This window comes from Rhodococcus sp. 114MFTsu3.1, from assembly GCF_000383555.1.
GTDB lineage: Bacteria > Actinomycetota > Actinomycetes > Mycobacteriales > Mycobacteriaceae > Rhodococcoides > Rhodococcoides fascians_E.
In genome coordinates, this window is sequence record NZ_KB911553.1 from 1 (window position 1) to 20,752 (window position 20,752).

The 20,752-nt window shown below is 66.6% G+C and carries 9 protein-coding genes; 8 read left to right on the forward strand and 1 reads right to left on the reverse strand.

All coding sequences use genetic code 11. The features are described from left to right. The 4 genes from H292_RS27215 to H292_RS0117335 all read left to right on the forward strand — a co-directional run. A partial coding sequence (locus H292_RS27215) for an alkaline phosphatase PhoX (protein WP_037188669.1) occupies positions 1–285 on the forward strand: 285 nt, incomplete at its 5' end. Between the two features lie 297 nt (positions 286–582). Continuing rightward, positions 583–15,240, forward strand: coding sequence for a non-ribosomal peptide synthetase (locus H292_RS0117325; RefSeq protein ID WP_020112196.1), 14,658 nt, complete (start codon positions 583–585; stop codon positions 15,238–15,240). Positions 15,241–15,263: 23 nt separating this feature from the next. After that, complete coding sequence (locus H292_RS0117330; RefSeq protein WP_020112197.1) at positions 15,264–16,238, forward strand: alpha/beta hydrolase; 975 nt, start codon at positions 15,264–15,266, stop codon at positions 16,236–16,238. Positions 16,239–16,282: 44 nt separating this feature from the next. Continuing rightward, positions 16,283–16,987, forward strand: coding sequence for a glycoside hydrolase family 25 protein (locus H292_RS0117335; protein WP_020112198.1), 705 nt, complete (start codon positions 16,283–16,285; stop codon positions 16,985–16,987). A 12-nt stretch (positions 16,988–16,999) separates the two neighbouring features. Here H292_RS0117335 and ggh read toward each other — a convergent pair whose 3' ends face one another. Continuing rightward, on the reverse strand, positions 17,000–18,337 hold the full coding sequence (gene ggh / locus H292_RS0117340; protein ID WP_020112199.1) for a glucosylglycerate hydrolase: 1,338 nt from the start codon (positions 18,335–18,337) through the stop codon (positions 17,000–17,002). A gap of 118 nt (positions 18,338–18,455) precedes the next feature. Between ggh and H292_RS0117345 the strand changes: the two genes are divergently transcribed. The 4 genes from H292_RS0117345 (at position 18,456) to H292_RS0117360 (ending at position 20,727) form a co-directional block, all read left to right on the forward strand. After that, positions 18,456–18,980, forward strand: coding sequence for a DinB family protein (locus H292_RS0117345; RefSeq protein ID WP_020112200.1), 525 nt, complete (start codon positions 18,456–18,458; stop codon positions 18,978–18,980). A 94-nt stretch (positions 18,981–19,074) separates the two neighbouring features. Further along, entirely contained in the window at positions 19,075–19,752 is a 678-nt protein-coding gene (locus tag H292_RS0117350; protein ID WP_020112201.1) for an SDR family oxidoreductase, read from the forward strand. 15 nt (positions 19,753–19,767) lie between these two features. Next, complete coding sequence (locus H292_RS0117355) at positions 19,768–20,286, forward strand: GNAT family N-acetyltransferase (RefSeq protein WP_230594125.1); 519 nt, start codon at positions 19,768–19,770, stop codon at positions 20,284–20,286. 18 nt (positions 20,287–20,304) lie between these two features. Next, positions 20,305–20,727, forward strand: a complete 423-nt coding sequence (locus tag H292_RS0117360; RefSeq protein ID WP_020112203.1) for a pyridoxamine 5'-phosphate oxidase family protein — start codon at positions 20,305–20,307, stop codon at positions 20,725–20,727. Positions 20,728–20,752 lie beyond the last annotated feature (25 nt).

The window sequence follows — 20,752 nt, forward strand, 5'->3', positions numbered from 1 at the left end:
AAGGGCAACCTGTGGGTCTCGACGGACGGCAACGCTCTCGAATCCAACGACGGCCTGTTCGCGGTGGTCCTCGACGGCGATCGCCGCGGCGAGACCCGGCAGTTCCTGACGGTCCCTGCGGGCGGTGAGACCTGTGGTCCGATCATCCAGGACGAGCGCGTCGTCGTCGCCGTGCAGCACCCCGGTGAGTTCGACGAGGCGTCTGCTGACAACCCCATGTCGCACTGGCCCGACGGTGGCGATTCCCAGCCCCGTCCCTCGATGGTGGCGGTCTGGAAGGTCTAGCTACCCGGAACTCGTACAGCACGATTCGCGGAAGGCCCGCACAGCCCACAGGGCTGTGCGCGCCTTCCGCATTGTTAGGTCTCATTCAAATAATTGACTGCATCTGTGAATTCTCTTCACAGTCCCGGCCAGGGGCGAGGTTCGGTTGACCTTGGGTAACGGTTGTGTAAACCTCGAATTCTCAGACCTAGCGGGTGGGACCTTCGTCACAGAGCGAGCGGCGTTTCGGGGCAGCGCACGCCACGTCCGGTTCCGAGCCTCCGCCAACCACGCTCCTTCGACCGAGAGAGCACTACTGTGGATTCGGCTGATTCAGTTGCGCTGAGCAGGACCGACACCGGGCATACTGTGACGTCCGCGCCGTTCCCGCTCACTGCTGCACAACGCGGGCTGTGGTTCGCCCAGCACTTGATGCCGGACGTTCCGATCACCATCGCGAACTACATCGACGTCCACGGTGAACTCGACGGTGACTTGATGCGTGGGGCGGTGGAGCAGGCTGCGGCCGAGCTCGGTGCGGGCTCGCTACGCCTGGTGGAAATCGACGGTGAACCACACCAGTACATCGACAAGTCGACCCGACACGAGTCGACGGATCTCGATTTCACTCAGGAACCCGACCCCGAGGCCGCGGCGATCGACTGGATGCAGGCCGCCTACTCCCGACCCATCGACATCATCGAGGGCCCGCTGATCCGAGCTGCGACGCTGCGCGTCGGCGCCGATCGAACGTTCTGGTACTCGCACGTCCATCACATCGCTCTCGACGGGTACGGCGCGGTCCGGCTGATGAACCGTGCCGCGGAGATCTACACGGCGGTTCAGGCCGGTGAGTCGCCGTCGGTCTCGAAGGCGGGCGCACTCGAGGACGTCTACGCAGCCGAGGACGACTACCGCTCTTCGTCGCGCTTCGACAAGGACCGCGAGTACTGGCGGGAGAAGACGAGCGCGCTGCCGGCTCCGGTGTCGCCGTCGGGCATCGTCGCCCCACCGGCACCGCGGTCGCGGATCTGCGGGGAGCCGCTACCGGAGACTCTCGAGAAGGCACTCACCCGCGCCGCGGACAGGCTCGGATCGGCGTTCGCACCGTTGGCCGTGTCCGCGGTCGCTGCGTTCCTGTCCCGTCTGACCGGCAACGACGACATCGTTCTGTCGCTGCCCGTTGCCGGACGCACGACGGCGGTGCTGCGACGCTCCGGCGGCATGGTGTCCAACGTCCTCCCGATCCGTGTGCGCATCGTGCCGGGGACGACCGTCGCGAGCCTCGTCGACGCTGTGCAGCTGGAACTGACCGGTGCTCTGCGGCATCAGCGTTACCGCGCCGAGGACATTCGACGCGACGCCGGTGCCAGCCAGGAGCATCGCGGGTTCTTCGGTACCGCCATCAACATCATGGCGTACGAACGTCAGGTGCAATTCGGGCGCGAAACGGGATACTTCAACGTCCTGTCCACGGGCCCGGTCGAGGATCTGTCGGTCAACATCTACCCACCTGTCGACGGCGGTGGCTCCCGTATCGACTTCGAGGCCAACCCCAACGTCTACAGCGCCGAGGCGACCGAGGACCTGTACCGCCGCTTCGTCCGGCTTCTCGCGCAGTTCCTCCACAGCGATCCGGACTTCGCAGTCACCGATCTCGACCTCCTCGATGACGCGGAGATCGACGCCGTGGTCCCCGCGCGCGGCGGACCGGATGCACCACCGATGCTGCTTCCGGACATCCTCGCGGCCGGTGTGGCACGGAACCCGGACGGAATCGCTCTCGTCGACGGCACCACCGAACTCTCCTACACCGAACTCGATCGGCGCAGCAACACCATCGCCCGGGCGCTGATCGCCCGCGGCGCGGGTCCGGACTCGGTGGTGGCCGTCGCGCTTCCGCGTTCCATCGACTCGGTGGTCGCGTTCTGGGCCGCCGCGAAGTCGGGTGCGGCCTTCGTGCCGATCGATCCGACGTATCCGCCCGAGCGGATCGGCCACATGGTCACCGATTCCGGTGTCCTGGTGGGCCTCAGCACCACAGCGTTGGCGGACTCTCTTCCCGACGCCGTGCACTGGCTCGGGATGGACGACCCGGGCTTCGCCAGCGAGCTCGGGACACGCTCCGACGCACCGATCTCCGACGCGGACAGGCGGTCTCGACTCGGTCTCGACCACACGGCCTACATGATCTACACGTCGGGATCGACGGGGACACCGAAAGGCGTGCTCGTCGGCCACCGCGGTCTGTCCGTGTTCACCGCCGCTCAGCGCCCGGAACTCGCCCTGACGACGGACTCCCGTGTCCTGCGGTTCTCGTCGGCCAGTTTCGACGCCTCGGTGTTCGAGATGCTCGCCGCGTTCGGGGCCGGTGCCACGATGGTCGTCGCGCCTGCGGATGTTCACGGCGGCAGCGAACTGACGGAGCTGCTCACGCAGCACGCCGTCACACACATCGTCACTGCTCCTGCATTGCTGTCCACCGTCGAGGTAGAGAAGGTCGAGTCGTTGACGTCCGTCGTCGTCGGCGGTGACGTCTGCCCCCCGGACCTCGTGGACAGGCTGCGGTCGCGAGCAGAGCTGCGGAACAGCTACGGCCCTACCGAATCGACCATCGTGATCACGATGACCGAACCCCAGAAGGATCCGCGGGCGATCACCATCGGGCGGCCCTTGCAGGGTGCGACCGCCGTGGTGCTCGATCGGTGGCTTCGACCCGTACCGGTCGGCTCGAGTGGTGAACTCTACGTCGGCGGACCAGGTCTGGCCCGCGGCTACCACAACCGTGAGGGGTTGACGTCGACCCGCTTCGTCGCGGATCCGTACGGCTCGGGTCAGCGCCTGTACCGCACCGGAGACGTGGTTCGGTGGCGTGTATCGAACACAGCGGGTGTGGATCTGGAGTTCCTCGGCCGCAGCGACTTCCAGGTTCAGCTTCACGGCCTGCGTATCGAACTCGGCGAAGTCGACGCCGTTCTGTCCTGGCATCAGTCCGTGGACTTCGTCGTCTCGACGGTGGCCCGACGCGGCGACCGATCCACCCTCGTCGCCTACGTCAAGACCAAGGCCGGTCACGAGTTCGATCGCGACGCCCTCATCGCATTGGCATCGGAATTCCTTCCCCGGCAGTCGGTTCCCTCCCTTCTGGTCGAGATCGACTCGGTTCCGATCACACCGTCGGGCAAGGTAGATCGATCTGCTCTGCCGGATCCGCTCGCCCACGTCGAAGCCGCGCCGTTCCGCGCCGCGAGCGATCCTGTCCAACAGATCATCGCCGACGCGATGGCGGAGGTGCTCGGCAAGGACTCCGTCGGCGTCGACGACTCGTTCTTCGCTCTCGGCGGCGACAGTATCGTTGCCATTCAACTTGTTTCGCGCGCCAAGGCGTCCGGGGTGGTGTTCACACCGCGGGACGTCTTCGAGCGTCGCACGGTCGCCGGCCTCGCCGACGCCGCAGTCAGCGACACCGACCGAGTCCGGCTCGAGGAACTGCCCGGCGGCGGGGTCGGTGACCTGCCGCTGCTGCCCATCGCCGCGAGCGTCCTGGCGCGGGCCGAGCAGCCGTCGGACCTCGACAACTTTCATCAGGCTCTCGTGCTGGTCGCGCCGTCCGATCTGAACACCGAGGATCTGGTGGCCGCGCTGGCGGTGCTGATCGATCACCACGATGCGCTGCGGGCACGGCTCGTCGACGACGGTCTCGTGGTCGGGCCCACCGGATCCGTGGATGCTGCGGCCTTGGTGTCGACGGAGTGCTCGACTGTCGATTCGGGGGGCGAATCGGGGATCGATCTCGAGGGCATCATTGCTCGCGCCGGTGCGCGGCTGCGGCCGCGGGATGCCGTGATGCTCCAGGTGGTTCACGTCACCGACCCCGACTGCCCGCGGATCGTGCTGGTCGCCCATCACCTGGTCGTCGACGGTGTGTCGTGGCGGATTCTGCTCCCGGATCTCGTCACGGCGTACGCGCTGCGCCAGTCCGGACCGACCCTCCAGCCGGTGGAGACCTCGTTCCGCCGGTGGGCTCATGCTGTCGACGACCTCCCGTCGCACGGGGCCGACGCGTGGCGCGCACTGTTGAGCGGTGACAACGCCCTGCTCGGGTCACGTCCACTGGACGCACGGGACACCGGGGCCACGACCCAGGTCGCCCAACTGGCCGTGTCGTCCGACATCACTCAGGCGCTGTTGGAACAACTGCCGAACCGCTATCGGATGGGTCCCGAGGACGCTCTGCTCGCCTCCCTGGCGGTGGCCCTTCGGACGTGGAGGGTCCAGGCGTCGCACCTGGTCTCGATCGAAAGCCATGGCCGCGACACCGATTCGATTGCCGGTGCGGATCTCACCAGGACCGTCGGGTGGTTCACCTCCACTCACCCGGTGCGTATCGACGCGCCGTCCGGTCCCGATGCCGCCTCGATCGTCAAGGCGCTCAAGGAACAGCTGCGGAGCATTCCCACCGAACCGCAGATGTTCGGGCTCCTCTCGGCGCGTGGTGAATTCGTCGATTCGCCCGCGCCGCGGATCAGCTTCAATTATCTGGGCAAGGTGCCGGGGGGAACGCCGGATCAACCGTGGAAACCGGACCTGACCGTCGGCAACGACGTCGGGAGCGGGTCTGCCCTGCGTACCGCGTACGAGCTGGACATCAACGCACTGGTACGCGGCGGCTCGTTGATCGTCCGCATCGGTTTCCCGACGGGTGTGCTCGACGCCGCGGATGTCCGCCGTCTCACCGATCTGTGGTCCGATGCCATCACCGAGCTCGCAGAGCACGGCCGGGCCGAGGGCGTGGGGGAGTTGACACCGAGCGACGTTCCACTGGTGACCGTCGACCAGGCTCGATTGAATCTGTGGCACAGCGAATTCGGGAACGTCTCCGACGTGTGGCCGCTCACCCCGTTGCAGCGGGGACTGATGTTCCACGCCGATCTGATGCGCGACGGGGTGGATCCGTACACCGCGCAGATCGTCTTCGATCTGGACGGCGTCGTCGACGGAGACCGTCTGCGTCGTGCCGCGCAGCGCCTGCTGGATCGTCACGAGAACCTGCGGACCGCGTTCGTGCACGACGCTGCGGGGCTCCCCGTCCAGCTGGTGGTCGACGACGTGGCCGTCCCGTGGCAGGAAGTGCGGACGGACGATGTCGCTGCGACCATCGCGGCGGAACGCGGCCGTCGCTTCCACCTCGGTGACGCACCGCTCATCCGGTTCGCCCTGGTGCACGGGCCCGCCGGCACGCGCTTGGTGGTCACCAACCATCACATCCTGTTCGACGGCTGGTCCATGCCGATCTTGATCAAGGAACTGCTGGTCCTCTATGCAGCCGACACGCAGATCGGGATTCCGGTCCGTCGGTACCGGGACTTCCTGGCGTGGTCGAGTGCTCGTCGCTCCGACTCGGATGTCGACCGCTGGGCTGCGCACCTCGCAGGCGTCGACGGCCCGACGTTGCTCGCGGGCCCACACGTTCCCAGCGGTCGGTTGCCGGAGGACGTCGACGTCCGCATCGACGGCTCCGTCCTGGCGTCGGTCGCACGTGCGTCGAACGTCACCGTCAACACCGTGGTGCAGGCCGCGTGGTCGATCGTGCTGTCCACCGTCCTCTCGCGCGACGACGTCGTGTTCGGCGCCACCGTGTCCGGCAGGCCAGGTGATCTGCCCGGTGCCACCGAGATGCTGGGGCTGTTCATCAACACACTGCCGCTCCGCGTCTCGATCGACGTGCAGGACACCGTCGAATCGCTGACCGAGCGGGTTCAGCGCGAGCAGGTGGAACTGTTGGACGTCCACCACGTCGGACTCGCCGACATCCACGCGGCGGCCGGGCGGAGCGCGGACTTCGACACTCTCGTGGTGTTCGAGTCCTACCCCGTCGATCACAGCGCACTCGACGCCGCGACCGACATCGCGGGCATGGCGGTCCGCGGTATCGACGTCTCCGATTCCACGCACTATCCGCTCACCTTGGTGACCGTGCTCGAGCCGACTCCGACGATGACGTTGCGCTTCTCGCCCGACGCCTTCTCCCGCGGTCAGGTGGCGACGTTCGCCGACCGTCTCCAGCGGGCCATCCGGGCCATGGCCGAGCGGCCCGAGGGGCGCGTTCTCGACATCGACGTGCTCGGCGAACTGGAGCGTCAGGCCGTCACGTCGGACTGGGTGGCGACCGAGGTCGACTGCGGCACGGACACTCTCGTGGATCTGCTCGGCCGGTCCTCGACGGTCTACGGCTCGTCCACGTGCGTGGTGTACGACGGCCACTCGTTGACGTACGACAACTTCGCCGCCCGCGTGCACTGCCTGGCGCGCTACTTGATCCGGTGCGGAATCGGCGCCGAGTCCGTGGTCGCGGTGTCTCTACCGAGGTCGATGGACCAGCTCGTGGCGATCCATGCCGTCGTGCATGCCGGTGCGGCGTATCTGCCGCTCGACGACACCTTGCCCGCGTCGCGTATCGCCTACATGGTCGATACTGCCTCTCCTGCACTGATTCTCGGCACCGATATCGAGACATCGGTGCCCTGTGCAGACCCGCGCACCCTGGATCTGTCGGCGTTCGCCACCGGTCCCATCGCCCAGCACGAGCGCCCCACACCGGTTCGCCCGGGCAACACCGCGTACGTCCTGTTCACCTCCGGCTCGACCGGACGACCCAAGGGCGTCGCGGTCTCGCACGCGGCCATCGTCAATCGGTTGCTGTGGATGCAGGACACCTATCCGTTGGACACGTCCGACGCCGTCCTGCACAAGACCCCGGCCACGTTCGACGTGTCGGTGTGGGAACTGTTCTGGCCCCACATCACCGGGGCGAGGACGGTCATCGCCGAACCCGGTGGCCATCGCGACCCCAAGTACCTCTCGCGCCTCGTACGAGACGAGTCGGTCACCACCGCCCATTTCGTGCCGTCGATGCTCGACCTGTACCTCGACCACGGCGATCACGAGGACACCGGTTCACTGCGCCGGATCTTCGCCAGCGGTGAAGCGTTGAGCCGCCGAACCGTGCAGCGTTCCCACAGCACTCTGACCGCCGAACTGCACAATCTCTACGGTCCCACCGAGGCCGCCGTCGACGTCACCTACCACCGCACCGACGCCGCCGAGACGGGGCCGGTACCCATCGGGGTTCCGGTCTGGAACACCGGAGTCCGAGTGTTGGACCACGCGCTGCGGATCGTCCCGATCGGAGCTGTCGGTGAGCTCTACCTCTCCGGTGTGCAACTGGCACGCGGCTACACCGGAAGAGCAGCCCTGACCTCCGAACGGTTCGTCGCCGACCCGCACGGCGACGGTCGGCTGTACCGGACGGGCGACCTCGTCCGCTGGACCCTCGACGGTGAGCTGCACTATCTGGGCCGCAACGACTTCCAGGTCAAGCTTCGCGGTCAGCGCCTCGAACTCGGTGAGATCGAGGAAGCCCTGTTGCGCGCCGAAGGTGTCACGGCTGTCGTGGTCACCGTCCACGGCGAGGGGACCTCGGAGAAGCTGGTCGCCTACGTCTGCGGTGACGCCGAGACCGATGCCGTCCGGGCACACGCCGACGGCGAACTACCCGCGTTCATGGTTCCCACGGTGTACGTGCCACTGGCTCGTCTTCCCCTGGGCCGCAACGGAAAACTCGATCGGAGTGCGTTGCCCGAGCCGTCCGTCGGCCAGGCCGAGCACGTCGCACCCGACGGTGCAGCCGAGACGGCCGTCGCGCAGATCTTCGCCGACGTGCTGGGAGTCGACGGTGTCGGTGTGACGGCGAGCTGGTTCGAACTCGGCGGCAACTCGCTGACCGCCACGCAGGTGGTAGCGCGCATGAACGCGGAACTGCAGGGCGATCTCGGTGTCCGGGACCTGTTCGAGGAACCGACCGTGCGCGGCCTGACGACACGGCTGAACCGCCTCTCTCGCAACGGCGGTGGTGGTCCCACGCTCGTCCGTCGGGATCGGCCGGCGCACGTTCCACTCGCCCCCAATCAGCACCGGATGTGGCTGCTCAATCGGTTCGACCCGGTGTCCGGTGCGTACAACATCGCCGGCGCCGTCCGGCTGACCGGTGTGCTCGACGCCGAGGCGCTCGTCGAGTCGGTGTTCGATGTCGTCGATCGTCACGAAGCGCTCCGAACGTTCTACCCCGACTCCGAGTCAGGGAAGACCACGGCGACGGACGGCCCACGTCAGGTCGTCGTCGACTCGGATTTTCTCGACGTGAGCATCACGACCACGACCGAGGCCGGGTTGCCGGGCGCCGTGGCCGGGCTCGCGGTCCGCGGTTTCGACGTCACCGAACGACCACCCGTGCGCGCGGCGATTCTGCGTCTCGCCGCAGACGATCACGTGCTCGTCGTCGTCACCCATCACATCGCGGCCGACGGATGGTCCATGCGGCCCCTGGCACGTGACGTGATGATCGCGTACACCGCACGTGCCGCAACAACTGCACACCGAAGTTCAACACCCCGAAGTTCAACACCTAAGTGGCCGTCCCTCGAGGTTCAGTACACCGATTACGCGCTGTGGAAGATCGAGTCGCTCGGTTCCGAGCAGGATCCGGATTCCGTTGCTTCGCGTCAATTGTCCTTCTGGCGAGGGGAACTCGCCGGTGTCGCCGATCACCTGCCGCTACCGATCGATCGGCCTCGCCCGCCGACCGCGTCGCATCGAGGCGAGACGGTCACGTTCGCGGTGGCCCCCGACACCCGACGCGCACTGACCGAGCTTGCCCGGCACTCCGGTGCGACCGAGTTCATGGTTCTCCATGCAGCGTTGGCGATCATGCTCGCGCGAGTGTCCGGGACGTCCGACATCACCGTCGGAACACCGGTGGCAGGCCGTGGAGAACGCGCTCTGGACGATCTCGTCGGAATGTTCGTCGGCACGCTGACTCTGAGGTCGGACGTGGATCCGGCCGCACCATTCACCGATCTGCTCGCGTCGGTACGCGACCGGGATCTGGCCGCCTACAGCAACGCCGACATCCCCTTCGATCGTGTCGTCGAGGAGCTCACCCCCGTCCGGTCCACCGCGCATCATCCGCTGTTCCAGGTGATGCTGTCGCTGGAGGATCCGGTACCGACGGTCGAGCTGCCCGAGCTCACGGTCGCACCTCTCGCTCCGGTGGGCGCCGTGGCGAAGTTCGATCTGCAGCTGGCGTTCGAGTCGGAAGACCTCACTGGAACCCTCACCTACGCAACGGATCTCTTCGACGGCGGTACCGCTCGGTCCTTCGCCGAGCTGTTCCGGACGATCCTCGACGCAGTGGTCGCCGATCCTCGAACGATCGTCGGAGACATCGACCTGGTGTCCGTCGATCCGCTTCGCGGTACGCCGTCACTGCGACACCGCACCCTGCCCGACGCACTGTCCGCAGCCGTCGTCTCGTCCGCCGGCGGTACCGCGGTGGTCTCCGGCTCCGTCTCCATCGACTATCCGGCGCTCGACGACGCCTCGACCCGCATCGCCCGTCAGCTCATCGCGCGCGGAGCGGGCCCCGAGACCGCGGTGGCGATCGCGCTGCCGCGCGGAATCACCGCGATGACGATGCTGTGGGCGGTGGCCAAGACCGGCGCCGCGTTCGTGCCCGTCGACCCGCGCTACCCGCACGACCGGATTCTGCACATCATCACCGATTCCGGCGCACGGCTTGGCATTTCGGACATGAACGGTATCTCGGAAACATACGGAAGCTTCGGTTCGGAGTCGGTCGGTGTCGACTGGATTCATCCCGACGAACTCGACCCGACGCTCGGTTCGGCGTTTCCGATCACCGACCGCGAACGCAACGCCGCACTGAGTCCCCACCATCCGGCCTACGTCATCTACACCTCCGGGTCCACCGGAACACCGAAAGGTGTGTCGGTCACCCACGCCGGGTTCGCCGACCTCGGCGCAGAACTGGTCGAGCGCCTCGGTCTCCACAGAACCAGTCGAACACTGCATTTCGCGTCACCCAGCTTCGACGCGTCGATCCTCGAACTACTCCTTGCGATCGGCAGCGGCAGCACGATGCACATCGCCGATCCCCAGATCTACGGTGGCGCCGAGCTCGCAGCGGCTCTCGACGGCGTCACCCACGCCTTCCTGACGCCCGCCGCTGCCGCAACGATCGACCCGGCGTCGGTACCGGACCTGCGTGTCCTCGTCGTCGGCGGGGAAGCTTGCAGTCGTGATCTGACCTCCACCTGGGCCGATCGGGTCTCGTTGTTCAACGCGTACGGACCGACGGAAAGCACCGTCGTCGCGACGATGTCCGATCCGATGACAGTCGGTGCGCCGATCCGAATCGGAGCACCCACCCGAGGAATCGACGCGTACGTGCTCGACGCGCGCCTGCACCCGGTACCGACGGGAGTCGTCGGCGAGCTCTACCTCGGCGGCTCCGCACTCGCCCGCGGTTACCACGCTCACCCGGCGACGACGGCGGCGTCCTTCGTCGCCAACCCGTTCGACCCGCGCGGGCATCGGCTGTACCGCACCGGCGATCGGGTGCGGCGCGTCGGAGACGCCCTCGAGTACCACGGGCGCATCGACCACCAGGTCAAGATCCGCGGATTCCGCATCGAACTCGGTGAGGTCGACGCCGTCCTGACCCGCCACCCCGGCGTCGAACAGTCGGTGTCGATCGTGCACGCCGACAGCGTGGTGAGTTACGTCGTCGTCTCCGACGCAGTGTCGGGAGCACATGCGGAGCCATCCGAGATCGTCGAGCACGCTCGGCGGTCGCTGCCGGCTCACATGGTGCCGCAGGCCGTCACGATCATCGACGAGGTGCCGCGCACGCCGACCGGCAAGACCGACCGGACCGCACTGCCGGCACCGGTGTTCGCGACCCGTGAGTTTCTCGCTCCTCGAACGCCCACGGAAACGGTGGTGTCCGAGGTGTTCGGGGCGGTGTTCGGCGCCGCACGCGTCGGTGTCGACGACGACTTCTTCGACCTTGGAGGCAATTCGCTCGTCGCCACTCGGGTCATGGCGCACGTCAACGAGCGGGTCGGCCGGGCACTGCCGGTGCGCGCGCTGTTCGAGGCTCCGACGCCTGCGCAGCTGGCCGTGGTCGTCGACGCCTCGGAATCGTCGGCGCTGCCTGCGCTGCGTCCAGGACCGCGGCCCGAGGTGATCCCGCTGTCCGCGGCGCAACGCCGAATGTGGTTGTTGAATCAGGCCGAACCAGCTTCGGCGGCCTACAACATCGCGTTCGCCGTGAGATTGAGCGGAGAACTCGATGCGGATGCCTTGGCCGCAGCCGTGCGTGATGTACTCGATCGGCACGAGTCGCTTCGGACCGTCTACCCCGTTGCCGAGGACCCACATCAGGTGATCCTTCCGGCCGACGACGTCGAACTCGATCTCGCTCCGCAGTACATCGACGAATCGGCCGTTCTCGCCTCGGCTGCAGCGGTCCTCAATCGCGGATTCGACGTGACAGCAGCAGTACCGTTGCGCGGCAGTGTTCTTCGCACATCCCCGACCGAGTACGTACTGCTTCTCGTCGTTCACCACATCGCTGCGGACGGGCTGTCCATGGGCCCGCTCGCCCGCGACGTCGTCACCGCGTACGCGGCCCGAACACACGGCGCGCCGGCGCCGTGGGAACCGCTGCCGGTGCAGTATGCGGACTTCGCGCTGTGGCAATCGAACGTTCTGGGTTCCGCGGACGATCCCGAGTCCGTCCTGTCCACGCAGCTCGACTACTGGCGTACCCGGCTGGACGGCCTTCCCGACGTGCTGGATCTGCCCACGGACCGGCCGCGGCCTGCTGTCTCCTCGCAACGCGGGGCCGAGGTGGCGTTCGACATCGACCCGGCCGTAGCGTCGGCGATCAGGTCGCTTGCCCATCGCCACAGCGCCTCGGTGTTCATGGTCGCCGGCGCCGCTTACGCAGTCCTGCTGGCCCGGTTGTCCGGTACCACCGACATCCCGATCGGCACCACCGTGGCGGGTCGAAGCGCAGGCAGCCTCGACGACGTCGTCGGCATGTTCGTCGGAACCGTCGTTCTGCGCAACGAGATTCGGCCGGGGGAAATCTTCGCCGATCTCCTCGACAGGGTGCGCAGCACCAACCTCGAAGCCCTGGAGAACGCCGACGTCCCGTTCGAGCAGGTCGTGGAAACACTGCGACCGACACGCGCGACATCCCACTCCCCGCTGTTCCAGGCGCTGCTGGCGTTCGAACCGGATCGTCCGTCGACGCTCGAACTGCCCGGCCTCACGGTCTCGGAATTTCCGTACGAATCCGGCGTCACGCGATTCGATCTCGCTCTGACGCTGCGGGAAACAGCAGACGGCCTCGGTGGTTCCCTGCGCTACAGCACCGACCTGTTCGACGCCGCCACCATCGAGGGCTTCGTGGACCGGTTCACTCGGATTCTCACGGCAGCAGTGGAGAACCCGGCGCAGGCCGTCGGCGACATCGACATCCTCGCACCGTTCGAACGAGAACCCGTCCGCGGCCCGGACGCGGTCAGCCCCCGTACCCTCACTCAGTTGATCGGACAGGCCGTCGCGCAGAATCCCGACGGGGTCGCGATCCGCTGGAACGGGGAGGACCACACCTACCGCGAGGCCGACGACGCGTCGACCCGATTGGCTCGGGTACTGCTCGGATACGGAATCGGCCCCGAGACCGTCGTCGCGATCGGGCTTCCCCGCTCGGTGGATTCGGTTCTGACCGTGTGGGCCGTGACGAAGACCGGCGCCGCCTACGTGCCCGTCGACCCCGCATATCCGCAGGATCGACTGCAGCACATGGTCTCCGATTCCGGTGCAGTCATGGGCATCACGCTCACCTCGCACCGCAGTGCGCTGCCGGGCGACATCACCTGGCTCGAACTCGACGACCCGGAGATCCGCAGCGAAGTGGAGCGGGCACCGCGGCACCCCGTCGCAGCGGAAGAGCTGAACGGCGTCGCCGGACTCGACAGTGCGGCGTACATGATCTACACCTCCGGTTCCACCGGCCTGCCCAAGGGCGTCGTCGTCTCGCACCGGGGACTCGCGAACCTCGCCGAGTCCAGGCGCGAGGTGCACCGCATCGAACAGTCGTCGCGGTTCCTGCACAACACCTCACCGAGTTTCGACATGGCCGTCGGGGAAATGGTGTCCGCCCTGTCCGCAGCCGCAACACTGGTGGTGTCCCCACCGGAGATACTGGGCGGCGACGAACTGGCCGCGTTCCTGCGCGACGAGTCCGTCACCCACACGCTGACGACCCCCTCCACTCTGTCCACGCTCGATCCGAGCGGCCTGGACACCGTGCAGGTCGTCTGCGTCGGCGGCGAGGCGTGCAGCCCCGAACTGATCGCGCGGTGGGCGCCGGGCCGAATCATGGTGAACGGCTACGGACCCACGGAAGCCACGGACATATCGACACTCGGCGAGATCACCGCCGACGCTCCCATCGACATCGGCAGGCCCGTCGCCGGTCTCGTCGCTCACGTTCTCGACGGACGCCTCCACCCGGTGCCCGACGGCGTGCCCGGCGAACTGTACGTCGGCGGCCCCGCCGTCGCACGTGGCTATCACGGCCGGCCAGGGCTGACGTCGACACGATTCCTCGCAGATCCGATCAGCGGCGGCCGCATGTACCGGACCGGGGACATCGTCCGCCGCACACCCGACGGTCGGCTCCGGTACAGCGGGCGCAGCGACACACAGATCAAGATCCGCGGGTTCCGCATCGAGCTCGGTGAGATCGACGCCGCACTGTCGACTCACCCCGGCGTCGACTTCGCGGTGACCGTCGGCCACGGCATGCCGTCGGGCGAGACGGTGCTCGTGTCCTACGTCCTCGGCGACCGAGACGCGGTGCAGGGTGACGCGGTGCAGGGTGACGCACTTCGGAGCTACCTACGGAAACGGCTTCCCGGATACATGATTCCGGCGTCCGTCACATATCTGACGACCGTCCCCCGCACACCGACCGGAAAGCTCGACGCCGGTGCGCTTCCACCACCCGACTTCGGCCGCGACACCGGCCCGAACAGACTCCCGTCCACGGCGACCGAACGGCTCGTCACAGAAGCATTCTCGGAGGTACTGGCAGTGAACGACATCTCGGTGACAGACGACTTCTTCGACCGAGGCGGGTCCTCGCTGACGGCGATGCGTGTGCTCAGCAAGCTGAGGGCATCGACCGGCACGGCTCTGTCCCTGCAGGCACTGCTCGCCGAACCCACGCCGGAATCGATTGCGACACTCCTGGACTCCGGATCCGACGGCAGCTCGTCGTTCGACGTGGTGTTCCCGATCCGCACCACAGGCGACGGGGTACCACTGTTCTGCATCCACCCGATCGTCGGACTGTCCTGGTGCTACAACGGACTCGACAAGTACACCGACCGGCCGATCTACGGCATCCAGACCCCAGCGCCGTCCGACCTGCCGGACAGCCTGGACGCCCTCGCACAGCGTTACATCGACGAGATCGAGAAGATCCTCCCGGACGGCCCCTACCACCTGCTCGGATGGTCACTCGGCGGAACGATCGCCCACGCCATGGCCGTCCGCCTCCGGGCCCAGGGCAAAACCGTCGGATCCCTGGTGCTGCTGGACAGCCATGCAGTACAGAACCAGGACGTCTGGGAGACAGAGCTTCCCGCCGCGGACCTGCTCGACGCCGTCGGAATCACCATGCCCGGTATCGACGGATTCGGACCGGGCGGGGGCCAGCGGATCCGCCTCGATTCGCTCCCGTCGCTCGTCGCGGGATCGGGCATCATCGAGACACACGAGGTGGAACGGCTGATCGCTGCCGCACGACACAACCACGAATTGGCCGTCGGGCACACCCCCGGCGTCTACGACGGTGACGTCCTGTTCGTCAGCGCCGGGCACGAGGAACTGCACGGACTCGCGACGTGGCACCCGTACGTGACCGGCGATATCTCGAACTTCTCGGTGTCGCACACGCATTGGCAGATGACGTCGCCGTCGGCGCTACGCGCTGTCGGTCCGCTCGTGGCACGGCACCTCGAGGTCGGCGCGTGAGGGTGTCTCTCCGTCGGGCCCTCGTGGTCACCGCCGCCGCACTCCTGCTGGGACCGACCTCGGTCGCCGTCGCCCAACCGGAGACGCCCGGGGCGGTGAGCTCCGTCGACCACATCGACAAGATCAGCGATCGACGGTGGGACGTGCACGTCTACTCACCGTCGATGGATCGCGTGATCCCACTGCAGGTCCTCCGACCCGCGGACACCTCGGCACCGCGGCCGACGCTGTACATGCTCAACGGAGCCGGCGGCGGCGAGGACGGCGCGAACTGGCTGAAGCAGACCGACATGCCGGAGTTCTTCGCGGACAAGAACGTCAACGTCGTCATCCCCGTCGGCGGTTACCTCAGCTACTACACCGACTGGGAGCACGACGACCCCGGACTCGGGCGGAACAAGTGGCAGACCTTCCTGACCGAGGAATTGCCTCCCGTCCTCGACGACGCACTCGGGGCCAACGGCGGCAACGCGATCGGCGGCTTGTCCATGTCCGCCGGCAGCGTCCTCGATCTCGCGATCCAGGCACCCGGCCTCTACCGCGGGGTGGCGTCGTACAGCGGGTGTGCGCAGACGTCGGATCCAGTGGCACGCAATTTCATTCGCACTCTCATCGCCGTACGCGGCAAGGGCGACACCGACAACATGTGGGGTCCCGACGGTGATCCTCGCTGGGTCGAGCACGACCCGTACGTCAACGCCGAGGGGCTGCGCGGTCTGGAACTGTTCGTCTCCAACGCAACCGGTCTTCCCGGCCCGCACGAGATGCCGAACGCCGTACGCCCGGTCGGTTCACCCCCACTGCAGGAGCAGATTCTGCTGGGCGGGGTGATCGAAGCCGTCGCCAACGGGTGCGCCGAACGGCTGCAGCAGCGGCTCGGCGAACTGGGTATTCCAGCGCAGTTCGACCTGGGACATCCAGGAACGCACTCGTGGCTGTACTGGCAGGACGCTCTCCGTGCATCCTGGCCGACCCTGGAGCGCGCGCTGGCCGGCTGACGCCTTTTCACGTGCAAAATTTATATTCTACGAAAGCTGTGAGCATGACCCGTGCGTTGAAATCTCTCGTCATCGCCGGCGCACTGATCTGCGGCATGCCCGCAGTGGCGTCGGCCAACCCACAGACACTGGGCGCGCAGGGGCCGGACGTCTCCTCGTGGCAGCACATCGACGGCACCAAGATCGACTGGCACAGCGTGCGAAAGTCCGGCCACGACTTCGCGATGGTGAAGGCAACCGAAGGGCTCGACTACATCAACCCGTACTTCGTGCAGGACTGCCTCGTCATGCGAGCAGCCGGAGTGGCCCGCGGCGCGTATCACTATGCGGACGTGCGGCATTCACCGGAAACGCAGGCCGCTTACTACTCGACGGTGGTGCTCGGAATCAACGGGCCCGGCGACCTGCCTCCGGTGCTGGACCTCGAACACTCGCACGGACTGCCGCCCGAGCACCTCATCGACTGGACCCACCGGTACCTGAACACGGTGCACCTGCTCACCGGACGTCAGCCGATCATCTACACCTATCCGAACTTCTGGCGCACCGCGATGGCGGACACCCACGAGTTCAACCACTACCCACTGTGGATCGCGGACTACAACGACACCCTCGGACCACTCCCCGGCGGGTGGACGAACTGGTTGTTCTGGCAGTACACCGACAGCGGCCGAATCCCCGGCATCGATGCACCGACGGACATCAACCACTACTCCGGAGACGACATCCGTCCGTTGGCGCGCTGGTAACCCCCATGTGAGTCAGCCGAGCCAGTCGAGAACTGCTGCAGCAGTCCAGGATTGCTGCATGCTGCCGAGTGGCTCACCCGTGAACGGCTCGTAGTACTCGGCGAACGTACCGTCGCTGGCCTGCCGCAAGCCTTCCTCACGCAGGTCCAGTGAACGCTCCGCCCAACCCCGGCGCGAGAACGCCCACGAGAACAACCACGTCATGACGGGCCACACCGGACCGCGCCAGTATTCGCGCGGGCGGAAATCTCGCGACACCGGCGACGTCGACGGCGGTACCGCGTAGCGAAGGTCGGGGTGCCCACAGAAACGTGTTCCCTCGAACAGCCGCAGCAGCGTCCGCTCCTGCTCACGCGGTAGTCCACCGCACAACAGCGGCGCGAACATCGCGATGGTGTCGGTGGTGATCCAGCGCCGAGCCCGCAGATCGTAATCTCGTGCCGCACCCGACCGGCTGTCCGTCGTGGCGATGACGCCTGTGCGAAACTTCTCGGCCCATCCACGCAACTCGCGCACATCGGAATTCGGTTTCGAATGCTCCTCGCCGATGGTCGCCAACACATCGCACGCCATGGCGAAGATCGCGCTGACGAACACGTCCTCGACCGCGAAGCTCATCTTCTCCTTGAGCGCAGCGTCGTCGTACCCCGCCTGCTTCATCTCCTCGACGAGCCAGATGTAGCGGTCGTACTCGATATTGCTCGGCCGCTGCGACGCGTCGGTCACGACCGTGTCGTCCTTGCGCACGTACGGCGGCATCCCCCCGGGCACGACACCCCGGTACGACGCGTCCCACCGCGGCGAGTTGTCCATCCCGGATTCCCAGCCGTGAAACAGGGTGACGCGGCCGTTGTCCGCAATGTCGCGCGCCTCGGCCAACCAGCGATGCCACCGCACCAGGTTGTCCCACCGGCGGTCGAGGAACTCCTCCGCGACCGCTCGGGTGGTGCGGCCGTGACGACGGGAATGATCGAGAATTCTCTGCACCGCGATCGCGTGGACGGGTGGCTGGGTGATGCCCGACGTCTGCGGCCCCAACGGAGCGTGCACCGCCAGTTCCGACGTCTCCCACCTCGCCGGACCGGGGAAGTACCCGTCGACGCCGTTGGCGAACACGATGTGCGGAATCATCCCGTTCTTCCACTGCGCCGACAACAACGTGTCCAGCTCGACGACCGCGCGTTCCACGCTCAACGGCGCCAACCCGACCGACACGAACGCCGCGTCCCAGCTCCACATGTGCGGATACAGCTTCGGGGCGGCGCTCGTCATGGTGCCCAGGTCGTTGCCGCGCAGAAGGTAGGCAGCCCGCGCGGCCAACTGTGTCGAAGTGAATCCACGGTCGCCCATCCCTCTAGTTTGCGACCCTTCCGTACTTTCCGCCCATCGAGACTCGAGTTCTTTTCAGGACCGTAACTGTCCGCAATCGTCTCTACTGTCGTTCTCACCAGCAACGAAAGGGAACACCATGACTCTCACCGGTGAAAAAGCCGACATCGCGCGAATGCTCGCCGATCAGCGCAAGAACTTCCTCTACACCGTCACCGGCATCACCGACGACCAGGCCCGCACCCGAACCACCGTCAGCGAACTGACCCTCGGCGGCCTGCTCCACCACGTCGTCAGCAACGAGCGCGGCTGGATGAAAACCATCGCCGACATGGACGAGAACGCAGAATTCGACATGTCCCGTATGGGCACCGAGTACGTCATGGGTCCCGACGAGACCGTTGCCGGACTGATCGCCGACCTCGCCCGCGTCGCCGCCGACACCGAAACAGCACTCGCCACCATGGACCTCGACGCCCAAATCCCACTCCCGACGGCACCCTGGGCTCCCGAACGCGCATGGCAATCGGCACGGTTCACCCTGCTGCACATCCTGCGCGAAATCGCCCAGCACGCCGGCCACGCCGACATCATCCGCGAATCCCTCGACGGCGGCAGCACCACCATGTCCATGGCCGCCGAAGCGGGCATGACATTCGACTGAGCCCGATCCGTCGGACCGAATGAACCGTTCGGTCACTCCAAGTGACCGAACGTCACGTTCGGTCCGGCACAGTGCACGGATCTAAGGTGGAAGCATGACTTCCACTGCGCTGGTGACGGGTGCGAGCCGGGGACTCGGGGCGGAGATTGCCCGGGTATTGGCGTCGGATCACGAGGTTCGACTGGGCGGACGGTCGGCGGACTCGCTGGCGTCGATTGCGTCGGAACTGCCGGGTTCGACGCCGTGGCCGGTGGATCTTCTCGATCACGACGCTGTGGCCAGGGCGGCGGAGGGCATCGAGTCTCTCGACGTGCTGGTGCACAATGCAGGCGTTGCGACGCTGGGGACGGTTGCCGAGTCCTCGATTGCGGATTGGCGCGCCCAGTACGAGTCGAATGTTCTCGCGGTCGTGTCCCTGACGAAGGCTCTTCTGCCGGCGTTGCGACGGGCAGGCGGCCACGTGGTGCTGATCAATTCCGGGGCGGGTCTGCGCGTCAATCCGGGGTGGGGCGCGTACGCCGCGTCGAAGTTCGCGTTGAGGGCATTCGGCGACGCGTTGCGCGCGGAGGAGCCGGCGCTTCGGGTCACATCGATTCACCCCGGACGCATCGACACGGACATGCAGAGGGCGATCGTCGAACACGAAGGGGATCACTACGAGCCGTCGCAGTTCCTGCGGGCATCCACCGTCGCACAGGCAGTCCGCAATGCGGTCGACACACCGGCCGACGCTCATCCGACCGACATCGTGCTCAAGCCGATTCCCCGCTGAGCAATCGGAACACCGATGAACGGCAGCCATACTCGGGCGGTGATGATTCGACGCGAACGTCCAGCCGACCGCCCGGCCGTCCTCGGCGTCGTGCGGGCAGCATTCCGCCAGGACGACGCCGAACCTGTCGAAGTCGGGTTGACCGAGAAGCTGTTCGCCGACGGGTACGTCCCCGAGTTGTCGCTGGTCGCGGTCGTGGACGGCACGATCGTGGGGTACGTCATCGGTAGCCGCGGCGTCGACTTCGGGGTCGGGATCGGACCGCTCGCCGTGCTCCCGGAGTTCCAGGGCACCGGCGTCGGGAAAGCGTTGATGTACGCGCTGATCGGCGCGTCGGAGGCACTCGACATCCCGGTGCTGGCTCTGCTGGGCGACCCCGGTTACTACAGCCGGTTCGGGTTTCGCGCGGGCTTCGATGTCGGCGTCGAATCGCCCGACCCCGCGTGGGGCCACTTCTTCCAGGCCCTCCAGCTCGGTGCAGGCCCGGTGAACGGGAGCTTTCGGTATGCGAAACCCTTCGACGAGCTGGAGTGACGGACCTAAACTGAGCGCATGCCACTGTCGAAATCGGAACGAGAAGAGTTTCTGTCCGAGCCGCACATCGCGGCCCTGTCGGTCTTCGCCGGCAACGATCGAGGTCCACTGACCGTACCCATCTGGTACCAGTACACCCCCGGCGGCGAAGCCTGGGTGCTCACCGGGAAGACTTCCAAGAAGGCCGAGTTGATCCGTGCTGCAGGGCGATTCAGCTTGATGGTCGAGCGCACGGAGCCGTCCATCCGCTACGTTTCGATCGACGGGCCTCTGCTCCGCGAAGAGCCGGGCAGCGAGGAGAAGTCACGAGAGATGGCCAGCCGCTACCTCGCGCCCGACAAGGTCGAGGGATACCTCGAGTTCGAGAAGACCCTGGGTGAACACGTCGCGTTCTACCTAGAGCCTCGACACTGGTTGTCCGCAGACATGGGCGCTATCTGAGCCTCGCCCGGTGACCCGGTGCTAA